The 12,538-nt window shown below is 56.7% G+C and carries 10 protein-coding genes; 4 read left to right on the top strand and 6 right to left on the bottom strand.

Going from position 1 to position 12,538, the window contains the following annotated elements:
• Window positions 1–563: 563 nt before the first annotated feature.
• From ruvB to JYB84_RS08370, 6 genes are all read right to left on the bottom strand, one after another.
• Entirely contained in the window at window positions 564–1,568 is a 1,005-nt protein-coding gene (gene ruvB, locus JYB84_RS08395; RefSeq protein WP_207322947.1) for a Holliday junction branch migration DNA helicase RuvB, read from the bottom strand.
• A gap of 33 nt (window positions 1,569–1,601) precedes the next feature.
• Complete coding sequence (ruvA, locus tag JYB84_RS08390; RefSeq protein ID WP_207322946.1) at window positions 1,602–2,219, bottom strand: Holliday junction branch migration protein RuvA; 618 nt, start codon at window positions 2,217–2,219, stop codon at window positions 1,602–1,604.
• Window positions 2,216–2,737, bottom strand: coding sequence for a crossover junction endodeoxyribonuclease RuvC (gene ruvC / locus JYB84_RS08385; RefSeq protein ID WP_207322945.1), 522 nt, complete (start codon window positions 2,735–2,737; stop codon window positions 2,216–2,218). The genes ruvA and ruvC overlap by 4 nt, the downstream gene beginning before the upstream one ends.
• A 6-nt stretch (window positions 2,738–2,743) precedes the next feature.
• On the bottom strand, window positions 2,744–3,490 hold the full coding sequence (locus JYB84_RS08380) for a YebC/PmpR family DNA-binding transcriptional regulator (protein WP_207322944.1): 747 nt from the start codon (window positions 3,488–3,490) through the stop codon (window positions 2,744–2,746).
• Window positions 3,491–3,572: 82 nt separating this feature from the next.
• Window positions 3,573–5,342 (bottom strand): aspartate--tRNA ligase, encoded by a 1,770-nt coding sequence (aspS, locus tag JYB84_RS08375; RefSeq protein WP_207322943.1) that lies wholly within the window; start codon window positions 5,340–5,342, stop codon window positions 3,573–3,575.
• Window positions 5,343–5,516: 174 nt separating this feature from the next.
• Window positions 5,517–8,327 carry a diguanylate cyclase domain-containing protein gene (locus tag JYB84_RS08370; RefSeq protein ID WP_323128527.1) on the bottom strand — a complete coding sequence of 937 codons (2,811 nt, stop codon included), beginning with the start codon at window positions 8,325–8,327 and terminating at the stop codon, window positions 5,517–5,519.
• Between the two features lie 148 nt (window positions 8,328–8,475).
• Here JYB84_RS08370 and cmoA point away from each other — a divergent pair, with 148 nt between their 5' ends.
• From cmoA to JYB84_RS08350, 4 genes are all read left to right on the top strand, one after another.
• The gene (cmoA, locus tag JYB84_RS08365) at window positions 8,476–9,207 is read left to right on the top strand and encodes a carboxy-S-adenosyl-L-methionine synthase CmoA (RefSeq protein ID WP_207322942.1); all 732 of its coding nucleotides are present in this window, start codon (window positions 8,476–8,478) and stop codon (window positions 9,205–9,207) included.
• Window positions 9,204–10,199 (top strand): tRNA 5-methoxyuridine(34)/uridine 5-oxyacetic acid(34) synthase CmoB, encoded by a 996-nt coding sequence (gene cmoB, locus JYB84_RS08360; RefSeq protein ID WP_207322941.1) that lies wholly within the window; start codon window positions 9,204–9,206, stop codon window positions 10,197–10,199. The genes cmoA and cmoB overlap by 4 nt, the downstream gene beginning before the upstream one ends.
• A gap of 16 nt (window positions 10,200–10,215) precedes the next feature.
• Entirely contained in the window at window positions 10,216–10,947 is a 732-nt protein-coding gene (locus JYB84_RS08355) for an ATP-dependent zinc protease family protein (RefSeq protein ID WP_228290921.1), read from the top strand.
• Between the two features lie 85 nt (window positions 10,948–11,032).
• Window positions 11,033–12,538 carry a UUP1 family membrane protein gene (locus tag JYB84_RS08350; RefSeq protein WP_207322940.1) on the top strand — a complete coding sequence of 502 codons (1,506 nt, stop codon included), beginning with the start codon at window positions 11,033–11,035 and terminating at the stop codon, window positions 12,536–12,538.

Raw genomic sequence — 12,538 nt, 5'->3', positions numbered from 1 at the left:
ATTTTTAACATACAGGGAATTAATGTGTTATTTGTGTTTCCTTTATGTTTCGCATTTATTTGTTTTATTCTGCTGCCAGCATATTTAGCTGGAATATTTCAATTTTTCAGCATTTTTAAAGCCATCTTTTTCGGGGGATGCCTTGCTGTGACCCTATCCGCATTTAACACTGTAAAGCAGCTTTTTGTGATCTTGATCACACTAAAATTGTGCTCTGCGTCATAAATCTGCCATTGATTCGGGTCCGGATCGCGGTCGGAAGTACACACATGACGGGATCCGTTAAAATTTGTAACGCGTCCCCGGGCCGAAACCTGCGTCGATACGACCATGCCAGAGCGCATAAACATTCAATCACCCTGCCAGCCCATGCGCTGATAAATCGCTCAGGAATATACTTAATATTAACAATTGCATTATTAATGAGCAGCCGGAACGACGACTCTGACATATAAAGACAGGCTGGAAGGATCTTTGTTAATTTGATTAAATAACAGGCGTTGTTTAAATTTGGTTAATAAAAAAGGAGGCCTAAGCCTCCTTTTTTATTAATAAGAATTTAATCAGTCGGGTTTAATAATATCGAAATGACCATAGGCCCTGGCCGTCGCTATCCGTCCCCTTGGGGTGCGCTGGATAAAGCCCTGCTGGATAAGGAAGGGCTCCAGCACATCTTCTATGGTTTCGCGCTCTTCACCTATGGCGGCAGCGAGGTTATCCAGACCCACGGGCCCGCCCATAAACTTGTCTATGATGGCCAGTAGCAGCTTTCTGTCCATGTAATCAAATCCTTCGGCATCCACATCCAGCAGATCCAGGGCCTGCTGGGCCACGGTCGCGGTTATCACCCCGTCATGGCGCACTTCGGCATAATCGCGCACCCGGCGCAGCAAACGGTTGGCGATACGCGGCGTGCCGCGGGAACGGCGGGCGATCTCATGGGCGCCCTCCTCGTCCATGGGCACTTCCATCACCTTGGCCGAGCGTGCCACTATCGAGCTGAGATCTTTGACGTTATAGAATTCCAGTCGCAGCGGGATCCCGAATCTGGCACGCAACGGCGAGGTCAGTGAGCCGGCACGGGTGGTGGCGCCCACCAGGGTAAAAGGCGGCAGATCCAGCTTGATGGAGCGGGCCGCAGGCCCCTCGCCTATCATGATATCCAACTGATAGTCTTCCATGGCCGGATAGAGGATTTCTTCCACCACGGGGCTAAGCCTGTGTATTTCATCGATGAACAGTACATCACCGGGCTCAAGATTGGTCAGCAGCGCCGCCAGATCGCCGGCCTTTTCCAGCACGGGCCCGGAGGTGGACTTGATGTTCACCCCCATTTCGTTGGCCACTATCATGGCCAGGGTAGTTTTGCCGAGACCCGGTGGGCCGTAGATCAGCATATGGTCGAGGGCTTCACCGCGGTTCTTCGCCGCCTGGATAAAGACCTTGAGCTGGGCCCGGGTCTCGTCCTGGCCGGTATACTCGTCCAGTAGCTTGGGGCGCATCGCCCTGTCTATGACTTCGTCCTGGCCCTGAAGCTGGGGCTGGATCAGTCTGTCAGCCTCTATCATCCAATTTCCTCATTGCATGCCTTACAGCAAGCATCACAGCATAGATTTGAGCGCGGCTTTAATCAGCGTCTCTGAGTCCATACCCTCACGGTAAGCCGCCGACACGGCCTTGCTTGCCTGGGGTGGCTTGTAACCCAATGCCAACAAGGCGGCAATGGCATCTTCTTCGGCGCTGCTTTCTTCCACCGCCGGGGTGAAGTTGGACTGCAGCACAAATTCCCGCTCCGAGCCCATGGAAGCTTCCATCAGGCTCTTGAGCTTGTCACGCATTTCAACCAGCAAGCGCTCGGCGGTCTTCTTACCGACACCGGGCAATTTTACCAGGGTGGCAATATCGTCGCGCTCAACACAGCCGACAAACTCCTGGGCCGTCATGCCGGACAATATGGTCAGTGCCAGCTTGGGGCCGACACCATTGGCCTTGATCAGCAGGCGGAACAGGGAGCGCTCCTGTTTGGTGATAAAACCATACAACAGCTGGGCATCTTCACGCACCACAAAATGGGTGTAGATCAGTGCCTCTTCGCCGATAGCCGGCAGTTCGTAGAAACTGGTCAGTGGCATTTGCAGCTCGTAACCCACACCGTGGACGTCCAGCAATACCTCGGGGGCCTGCTTCTCAACCAATATGCCTTTCAATCTTCCAATCATCTGTATCTTCCGTAACTTCTGCTGCGGGCCTGACCGCCAAGGGCCACCAGGCTCTGGCAGGTATGATAGTGACACATGGCCACCCCCAGCGCATCGGCCGCATCGGCCTGGGGTGCGGCGGGCAGTTTCAGCAGCTGCTGTATCATGTGCTGCACCTGGGCCTTCTGGGCCCTGCCCGTGCCGACCACGGCACTTTTAATCTGGGTCGCGCTGTACTCGGATACAGGCAAACCGGCGACCGTGGCTGCCACTATGGCGGCGCCGCGGGCCTGACCCAGCTTCAGGGCCGAATCGGCATTCTTGGCCAGGAACACCCGCTCGATGGCAAATTCCGTCGGTTGGTATTGACGAATGATCTCAGTCAAACCGTCGAAAATCTGCTTGAGTCTCAGGGGCAAGTCCTCGGACTGGGTGCGGATGCAACCACTGCCGAGGTACTGCTGGTGTCGCCCCTGGCACTGGATAATGCCGTAACCTGTGATCCTGGAGCCCGGGTCAACCCCGAGAATAATGGCCATGGCGTGTTATTCCAGACCTTCCATCACGTCGTCAGGAATGTCGGCGTTGTGATACACCTCCTGCACATCGTCATGATCTTCCAGGGTGTCAATCAAGCGCAAAAACTTGGGTGCTGTGTCGGCATCCAGGGTCGCCTGGGTGGAAGGCACCATGGTCACCTCGGCGTTGACGGCAACAAAACCGCCGGCATCCAGGGCATCCTTAACGGTACCGAATTCCGCCGGACTGGTGTACACGTCCACAGAGCCATCTTCGTTGCTGATAACATCCTCGGCGCCGCCTTCCAGCGCGGCCTCCATAATAGCGTCTTCATCGACACCGGGCTCATAGCTGATGACGCCGCGTTTGGTGAACAGGTAGGACACCGAGCCGTCTGTGCCCAGGTTGCCACCGGACTTGTTGAAGGCATTGCGCACCCCGGTCACAGTGCGATTGCGGTTATCCGTCATGCATTCCACCATCACGGCGGTACCGCCCGGGCCGTAGCCTTCGTAGATGATGGTTTCCAGGTTGTCGCCGTCCAGCTCACCTGAGCCGCGTTTGACCGCGCGCTCAACCGTGTCGCGGGTCATGTTGCCGGACAGGGCCTTGTCGATGGCGGCGCGCAGGCGCGGGTTGGCATCGGGATCCGGGCCACCCTCACGGGCTGAGACCACCAACTCACGAATGAGCTTGGTAAAGAGTTTGCCGCGCTTGGCGTCCTGAGCCGCCTTGCGATGTTTGATGTTGGCCCACTTACTGTGACCTGCCATATCCTGACTCCTTACTACCGGCCATGCCGATAAAAAACATACCGAGGCTTAAGCCCCGGTATTTTATTGCTATTTGCTTGGTTTATGCCTGGGGCTTTTCCGCCACGGCGATACCCAGTTCCGCCAGCTGCTGCGGGTTGGCAAACCCGGGCGCGTTGGTCAGCGGACAGGCCGCCGTGGTGGTCTTGGGGAAGGCCATTACGTCGCGGATGGAGCTGGCACCTGTCATCAGCATCACCAGACGGTCAAGGCCGAAAGCCAGACCGGCGTGTGGTGGGGTGCCGAAGCGCAGTGCTTCCAGCAGGAAGCCGAACTTCTCTTTGGCTTCCTCATCTTCGATACCCAGAATGCGGAATACTGTGGATTGCATTTCCTGATTGTGGATACGCACAGAACCGCCACCCAGCTCGCAACCGTTGAGCACCATGTCGTAGGCATCGGACACGGCCTTACCGGGATTGGCTTCCAGCTCGGCAGCACTCACCCCACTTGGCGCGGTGAAGGGATGGTGTACCGCGTAGAATCGGCCATCGGCCTTTTCGAACATGGGGAAATCCACCACCCACAGCGGACGCCACTCGCCCTCAAGCAGGTTAAAGTCTTCACCGGCCTTGAGACGCAGGGCGCCGATGGACTCGGCCACCACGTTGGCCTTGTCGGCACCAAAGAAGATGATGTCACCGTCGGTGGCGCCGGTGCGGCTGATGATTTCATTGATGATGGCTTCATTGAGGAACTTGGCCACCGGTGACTGGATGCCGTCGAGGCCGGCGCTCAGTTCGTTTATCTTCATCCAGGCCAGGCCCTTGGCACCGTAGATGCCGACGAACTTGGTGTAGTCGTCTATCTGTTTGCGGGACAGAGCGGCACCACCGGGGATACGCAGGGCGGCAACCCGGCCTTCCTCGTCGTTGGCGGGGGTGCTGAACACGGCGAAATCCACGTCCTTCAGCAGGTCGGCCACATCCACCAGTTCCAGCGGGTTACGCAGGTCCGGCTTGTCGGAGCCGAAGCGGCGCATGGCTTCGTCCCAGGTCATCTTGGGGAACACGCCCAGATCCACGTTCAGCAGTTCCAGGAACAGACCACGTACCATTTCCTCTGTCTTGGCCATCACCTGATCCGAGGTCATGAAGGAGGTTTCGATATCTATCTGGGTAAATTCGGGCTGACGGTCGGCACGCAAATCTTCGTCACGGAAACATTTAACGATTTGATAGTAGCGATCAAAGCCTGACATCATCAGCAGCTGTTTGAACAGCTGGGGAGACTGGGGCAGCGCGAAGAACTGGCCCTTGTAGGTACGGCTCGGCACCAGATAGTCACGGGCACCCTCTGGGGTGGCCTTGGTTAGGATTGGGGTTTCAATGTCGAGGAAACCGTTGCTGTCCATGAAGCGGCGTACGGCGCTGGTGACCTTGGCGCGGAAAATCAGCCGCTGGGCCATCTCTGGACGGCGCAGGTCGAGGTAACGGTACTTGAGGCGCTGCTCTTCGCTGTTGTGCTGGTGATTGTCCAGGCTCAGTGGCAGCGGATCGGCGGCGTTGATTATGGTCAGCTGCTTGCCCAATACCTCGATTTCGCCGGTCTTCATCTGGCTGTTGACCTGGCTGTCGGGACGGGCACGGACTATGCCTTTGACCTGAACACAGAACTCGGCGCGCAGTGTGCTGGCAACGTCGAACACTTCGGGCAGGTCCGGATCATAGACCACCTGGATCAGACCTTCGCGGTCACGCAGATCCAGAAATACTACGCCACCCAAATCCCGGCTGCGGTTGACCCAACCGACCAGAGTGACTTCTTGCCCGACGTGAGACTTGTTGACGTCTCCACAATAATGACTGCGCATCTCGATTTTTCCTTTATTCCTGCACCGCTGCGATGGAAAATCCAACTCAAAATAAGGCGGCATTATAGAGAAATAATGCCGCTAACCAAAGCACTTCACACTTGGTCGGTGAAGTATCCAGCAAAGTATTTGTAATAACCAGCGTCGGCCCGTCAACTGGATAAATTTACACCACTAGCCAACCCGGTAGCCGTTGCCGCCACTGCGTTTGGCGTGGTACATCAGCTTGTCGGCTTTCTGCATCAGACTGATGGCGTTGTCACCGTCCTCGGGATACAGGGCCAACCCCAGGCTGACCGATATCTGCACCTGTCGATTTCCCAAGGCTATGGGTTTGGCGAGTCTCGCCACCAGATTCTCTGCCACCTCACAGACACTGTCCAAATCCGTGATTCGGTTAAGCAAAATCACAAACTCGTCGCCGCCAAAGCGGGCAACTGTATCGGACTTGCGGATGGTCTCGCTCAGAATTTGCGCCACCTTCACCAACAGCTTGTCGCCTTCGGCGTGACCAAAGCTGTCGTTGACGTCCTTGAAGCCATCGAGGTCGAGAAACATCAGCGCAAAACGCTGCTGCTCGCGACCGTGTTGCAACAGGGCCTGATTCAGCCTGTCATCCAGCAGGGAGCGATTGGGCAACTTGGTCAGATTGTCGTGGCTCGCCAGATGGGCAATGCGGGCTTCGGCCTTTTGCCTGGCCTCGACTTCGCGATTGAGCCGGCGATTGACTATCACCACGGCGACGGTAATCAGCAGCAGCACGGCCCCTGCCACCAGGAAAATCTGCAACCAGCGTTGGTAGCGGGCGGCCCCCGTGTCTATGGTCAGCGGCACCCAGCGATCGTGGATCCTTTGTTGGGTGGCCTTATCCAGGGTGGCAAGGGAGGCATTGAGCAGGGGCACCAGGGGCTCAAAGCCGAGGGCGACCCCCACATGGCTCTTCTGCTCCGCCAAATCCGCCAGCAGCGACATTTTAAGCTGGGAATATTCACTGCTTCTGAGGGCCGAGGCCAGGGTGACCACCTTGTCGATAAACACATCGGCCTTGCCGGCCTGCACCGCATCCAGACCGGCTCGGGTATCGGGCACCAACACCAGGCGGATCCCGGGCTGCTCGGCGGTCAGCCGCGCCACCAGTTGGTAGCCTTCAACCACCGCCAGACGCTGCCCCGCCAGTTGGTCGAGGTTGAAAACCGACACCTGCTGTACCGGACTCACCAGGGCCCAGGGGGATGGCCAATAGGGATCGGTATAGAGCAAACTCCCTTCCCGCTCGGGCATCTTGGCCACGCTGCCGGCCATATCCACCTCACCGCGGCGCAGGGCATCGAACAGGGAATGCCATTCTTTGAACATCACGGGTTTTATCTTAATCCCGAGCTGGGCTTCAAAACGCTTGGCGATATCGCTGTTTATCCCGGCAAACTGGCCCTTCTCATCCTGGAATTCCATCGGCGGCCAATCGGCCAGATAGCCCATTCTGAGTTCCGGCAGTTTGGCCAGCATGTCCCTGTCATCGCTGCTGAGGGGTAACTGCTGTTTTTCAACACCGAAGACGTGATCCTGGCTGTTGAGCATCCATTTGTGCTCCACCGCGGATTTTTCCTGCCAGCCCAGACTCTGGAATCCCCTGGCAATTCTTTGGGTCAGGCCAGGATCTTCCTTGCGGGTCAGCACATAGATTTCGGTATTGAACTCCATGTCGGGGTACTGGTAAAACTCGGACCAGCGCTTGCTCTGCAGCAGACTGTGCTGGGTCCAGGCGGCAGCCGCGACGAATCCGGCAATATCCCCCTTGCGGGCCCCTTCCACCATGGCGGCCATGGAGTCATAGAAGCGCAACGAGGTATTGGGCAGGCGTTGTTTAAGTTCGGCAAGATAAGGCGCCGTGGGTACCACGCCGATGCGCTGACCGGCCAGTTGCTGCTCGGAGCCCAGCTCTTTCTGATACATGAACAGCCGACTTTTAACGGTATAAAGGTGGGCGGCACGCTCCAATCCGGTGCGCATCTCGTCGCTCTCGGGGTAACCTATATGGGCATCTGCCACGCCACGGCGCACATCTTCCAGGCTGCGATTCATGTCACCGGGGATAAAATTGATCCCAATGCCGGTCTTTTGCGACCACAGCCGCCACATGTCCACATACAAGCCATGGGGCTGACCATCCAGACCTATGTCGACAAAGGGTTCCACGCCCACCTGCATGGCGATGGCCAGGCCCGCCTGATGCCGTTGGAAACCGAGCCAACGGCGCTCATTGATACGGATAAAATCCGGATCCATGGCGGCGATGCCATCTTCTATCAGCTTCTTTAATTGTGGCTTCTGCTTGTTGATCGCCGGATGGATCTTGGTCTGCTTAATCAACAAACGGTTGGCGACCGGGAACAGGGTCATTAGTTGCTCTTGCTGTTGCTGATCGCGCAAATAGCCGTCCATGCCCGCAAACACGGCCAATTCACCGGCCAGCGCGGCACCGAGCAAGTCTTCCCGGCTGGGGAAATAGCGGAATTGCAATCCGGGCACCTGGGCCTTGAGTTCGGGCTCGTGGGAAGAACCACTGACTATGCCAATCTGAAACGGCAACAACTGATTGAGTTGCTTGCGGGCGGTTAATTCCTGATGCAGATAAAGGTAGGTGTTCACCTCGGAAACCGGCGCGATAAAGTCAAACAGGGCTTCGCGCTGTGGGGTTTGCGCCATGCCGATATGGATGTCGGCCTTGCCCTTGGCGAGTTGGTCGAGGGAATCCTGCCAATGTCTGGCCACAAACACCAGCGGCTGACCTGTGATCCTGCCCCACTCACGCCAGAAATCCACCAGCAATCCCGCGGGCTGCCCTTCATCATCGAGGAATTGAAAAGGAAAACTGTCTTCCCCCATCACCATGATCAGCGGCTGACGCTCGGGCTGTGCCGGCGCCGCCAGGGTGGAAAAACTGCAGGCCAATAAAACCAGAAATGCGCTTAAAAATGCCTTCAAGATCCGCCCCAAGGTCAAAAAACTGTAAATCTGATGTTATCCAAGCCCATATTAGACAAAAAAAAACCTGCAATTACCAGCACAAGACTTGCTGCTCGGAAAAGCCATTCGTTAAAATAACAGGCCGTATTGCCAGTGAAGCATTTCAATGAACAGCTCTTTGGACAACCTCTTTGCCCAGCCCGGTGAACATCAGGGCAACTTCCAGTTTGACAGCCGGGTTGCCGGTGTGTTCAGCGACATGATCCGTCGCTCTGTTCCAGGCTACGGGCAAATCATCAACACCATAGGCGACTTTGCCCGCCGCTTTGCCACCCCGGGCAGCCAGATTTACGATCTGGGTTGTTCATTGGGCGCCGCCACCCTGAGCATCAGACGCCAAATCGAAGGCCGCGGCTGCCGCATCATAGCCATTGACAACAGCGAACCCATGCTCAGCCGTTGCCGGGAACATCTGGATGCCTATGTCAGCGATACCCAGGTGGATCTGCAGCTGTGCGACATTCGTCAGGTCAAGATAGAAAACGCCTCCATGGTGGTGCTCAACTTCACCCTGCAATTTTTGCCCCCCGAAGACAGGGATACCCTGATGCGGACCATCTGGCAGGGCCTGAACCCCGGCGGTGTGCTGGTGTTGTCTGAAAAACTGCGCTTTGAAGATCAGGCCATTCAGTCATTGCTCGATGAACAGCATCTGGATTTCAAGCGGGCCAACGGCTACAGCGAACTGGAGATCAGCCAGAAACGCAGTGCCATCGAAAATGTGCTGGTACCCGACACCCTGGCCGTTCACAGGCAACGCCTGGCCAACGCCGGTTTCTCACAGGTGGAACCCTGGTTCCAGTGTTTTAACTTCGTCTCCATGGTAGCCATCAAGTGATCAGCTTCAGTTCCTTTTATCGTCAAATCGCCGATTCCAATTTACAGCATTGGCTGGAATCCCTGCCGGCCATTCTCGGCGAATGGCAGCGTCAACATAAACACGGCAACCTGCCCAAATGGGAAAAGGTGCTCAACAAGCTGCATTATCCGGCGCCCGATACCCTGGATCTCAAAGACAGTGTCACCATAGGCACGGGTCAGCAGCTCAGTACCGGTGAGCAGGAAAAGTTGGAGAACCTGCTGCGGATCCTGTCTCCCTGGCGTAAGGGGCCGTTTTTTGTCCACGGCATTCATATAGACACCGAATGGCGCAGCGACTGGAAGTGGGACAGGGTCAGCCCCCATATCAGCCCACTGACCAACCGGACCGTGCTGGATGTGGGCTGCGGCAGCGGCTACCACATGTGGCGTATGTTGGGCGAAGGCGCCAAGCGCGTGGTGGGTATAGATCCATCGTCTCTGTTTTTGTGCCAGTTCGAGTCCATTAAGCGTTTGGTCGACCCCGAGTTGCCCATCCACCTGCTGCCGCTGGGCATTGAAGAGCTGCCCCCCCTGGATGCCTTTGATACGGTATTTTCCATGGGCGTGCTGTATCACAGGCGCTCCCCCATAGATCACCTGTTGCAACTTGCGGCACAGCTCCGTGCCGGCGGTGAGCTGGTGCTGGAGACTTTGGTGGTCGAAGGTGATGAAAACACGGTACTTGTCCCCAGAGACAGATATGGCAAGATGAACAACGTCTGGTTCCTGCCTTCAGTCGCCGCCCTCAGCCTGTGGCTGGAAAAATGCGGCTTTGGTGAAGTACGCTGCGTTAATCTGGATGTGACCTCCCTGGCGGAGCAGCGCAGCACCAGCTGGATGCAGAACGAGTCCCTGGTGGATTACCTGGATCCCAAGGACATCAATCGGACAGTCGAAGGATATCCCGCGCCCTTAAGGGCCACTTTTATCGCAGTCAAGGATCCCCTCAAGGAGCCCGGACGCGAATAAACCAAAGGACAGCGAGATGCGTCAATCATTAGTGTTCATTATGCTCGCGGGCCTCACGGCCTGCGCCGGCACCCCAAAGGAGCAGCCCCAGGGGCCGATACCTACAGATAAGCAGCAACTGATAGATAACCAGCAACTGAGCGAACAACTGGCCCAGACCCAGAGCAGTATTATCAACGCCATCAGTGCCGAACAGGCCCAGGCTCGCCATAGCCTCAGCGCCATTCACAAACAACTGGATAAACTGCAGGAAAGCCTGAAGCACGAACCACAGCCACTCCCTGCGGTGGTACCATCGCCCGAGGCCTGTGAAGCCTCGCCCCTGAGCGATAAATTTGTGCTGGGCGAAGTGGAGATGGTGCGGGTTGATGAACTCAAAACCCGTTTCCCCACCCGCATCGACACGGGCGCAGAATCCTCATCCCTGGATGCGCGCAATATTTTGGTGTTCGAGCGTGATGGCCGCAAATGGGTGCGTTTCGATGTCTTCCTCCAGGGAGAAGACAAGCCGCCTTCCAGCTTTGAGGCCAAGGTCGCCCGCTTTGTGCGCATCAAGCAGGATGCCGAAGGCAATGACGAGCGGCGCCCGGTGATCCATGCCCATCTCAAGATTGGCAAATACAGTGCCGAAACCGATCTCAATCTGACCGATCGCAGCCATCTGGAATATCCTCTGTTGCTTGGCCGTCAGTTTATGAAAGATATTGCCGTCGTTGACGTCAGCCAGAGTTTCATTCACGGTAAATGATTCACGGTTTATAAGCTTGTCACGACCTATGTCCCCCGGGGGCCGGTCGAACGGGGCTCAGTTCCCATGCACTCAAGGATCCGCCATGCACTCACGTAAGCCTTTTTATATCCTGGTCGCCGTACTGATGCTGCTGGGTTTGGCCAGCAGCATCTATCGGGGGCTGGAACACAGGGTGCCTTTTCTGCCCGGCGAGCAGGTGCAAACCTGGGCCGTCGATGCCAAAGTCAGTTTTAACGCCAAGGGCGGGCCAACCGAAGTGTCGCTGGCACTGCCCAAGGATCCCGCCTTTGAAATACTGGTGGAAAATACCACCTCGCCGGGTTACGGCCTGTCGCTGACCGAGCAGGATGGCGAGCGCCGCGCCCTTTGGTCCAAACGTCATGCGATCGGGCGGCAGGATCTCTACTATAAGGTGGTGCTGCTGCCCACGGGCCATCACCAGGCACTGGAAGCCGACACGCCGCCGCCACCGGCGCCCTGGCAATGGCCGGCGACGGAAATGGGTGCTGCCGAGCAAATCATTGCCGAAGCCTGGAGTCAAAGCGGCAGCGATCTGGGCTTTGCCAGACAATTGCTCAAAACCATCAGCGCCGCCAATCCAAGCCAGAATATGGCGCTGCTGCTCGGCAATCACACCGCCCCCCAGGCATTTATGGCCCTGCTGCACAGCAAAGGGGTGCCGGCTCGGGAGGTTGATGGTCTGAGACTGGAAGATCAGCGCCGCCACCAAAGCCTGATTGCCATGGTTGAGGTGTATGCCGGTGGTAAATGGCACCTGTTTGATCCCGCCAACGGCAAGGAAGGTCGCAATGCCAGACTGCTGCTGTGGGCCCGTCAGGGTGAGTCTGTGCTGGATGTCATTGGCGGCAGCAATTCCCAGGTGAGTTTTTCCATGTTGGAAGATACCCGCCCAGCGCTCGCCACCTCCATGGAAATGCTCAGCAACGAAACCGGCATGGACTTCTCTCTCTACCAGCTGCCGCTGGAGGAGCAAAGTCTGTTCAAGGGCATACTCCTTATCCCCATCGGGGTGCTGGTGGTGGTATTTTTGCGGGTCATTGTGGGGGTCAAAACCTCGGGCACCTTTATGCCTGTGCTGATCGCCCTGGCCTTTATCCAGACCACGCTGCTTACCGGCCTGATTGGCTTTTTGTTGATAGTCTCCTGCGGCCTGATGATCCGCTCCTACCTGTCACACCTGAATCTATTGCTTATTTCGCGAATTTCCGCGGTGATCATAGTGGTCATCGGCATCATAGGTGTGTTCACCCTGCTGGCGTACAAATTCGGCCTCAGCGAGGGGCTGACCATCACCTTCTTCCCTATGATCATTCTCGCCTGGACCATAGAACGTATGTCGATCCTCTGGGAAGAGGAAGGACCAAAGGAAGTGCTGCTGCAAGGTGGCGGCAGTCTGGCGGTAGCAACCCTGGCCTACCTCGCCATGAGCGCGGCCTGGGTCCAGCATTGGGTGTTTAATTTCCTGGGAATTCACCTGGTGATCCTGGCCCTGGTGATGCTCATGGGCCAGTACACGGGCTACCGCCTGTTGGAATTGAAGCGCTTCAAGCCGCTTGCGGGAGAATAA

It is taken from the genome of Shewanella cyperi (assembly GCF_017354985.1).
In the GTDB taxonomy this organism is placed as follows: domain Bacteria; phylum Pseudomonadota; class Gammaproteobacteria; order Enterobacterales; family Shewanellaceae; genus Shewanella; species Shewanella cyperi.
This window is presented reverse-complemented; position numbering and strand designations above follow the sequence as displayed.

Coding starts and splice junctions, on each gene's coding strand:
- JYB84_RS08380 (WP_207322944.1), bottom strand. CDS start 3,490: ATGGCAGGTCACAGTAAGTGGGCCAACATCAAACATCGCAAGGCGGCT.
- cmoA (WP_207322942.1), top strand. CDS start 8,476: ATGAACAGCTCTTTGGACAACCTCTTTGCCCAGCCCGGTGAACATCAG.
- aspS (WP_207322943.1), bottom strand. CDS start 5,342: ATGCGCAGTCATTATTGTGGAGACGTCAACAAGTCTCACGTCGGGCAA.
- ruvA (WP_207322946.1), bottom strand. CDS start 2,219: ATGATTGGAAGATTGAAAGGCATATTGGTTGAGAAGCAGGCCCCCGAG.
- JYB84_RS08350 (WP_207322940.1), top strand. CDS start 11,033: ATGCACTCACGTAAGCCTTTTTATATCCTGGTCGCCGTACTGATGCTG.
- JYB84_RS08355 (WP_228290921.1), top strand. CDS start 10,216: ATGCGTCAATCATTAGTGTTCATTATGCTCGCGGGCCTCACGGCCTGC.
- ruvB (WP_207322947.1), bottom strand. CDS start 1,568: ATGATAGAGGCTGACAGACTGATCCAGCCCCAGCTTCAGGGCCAGGAC.
- ruvC (WP_207322945.1), bottom strand. CDS start 2,737: ATGGCCATTATTCTCGGGGTTGACCCGGGCTCCAGGATCACAGGTTAC.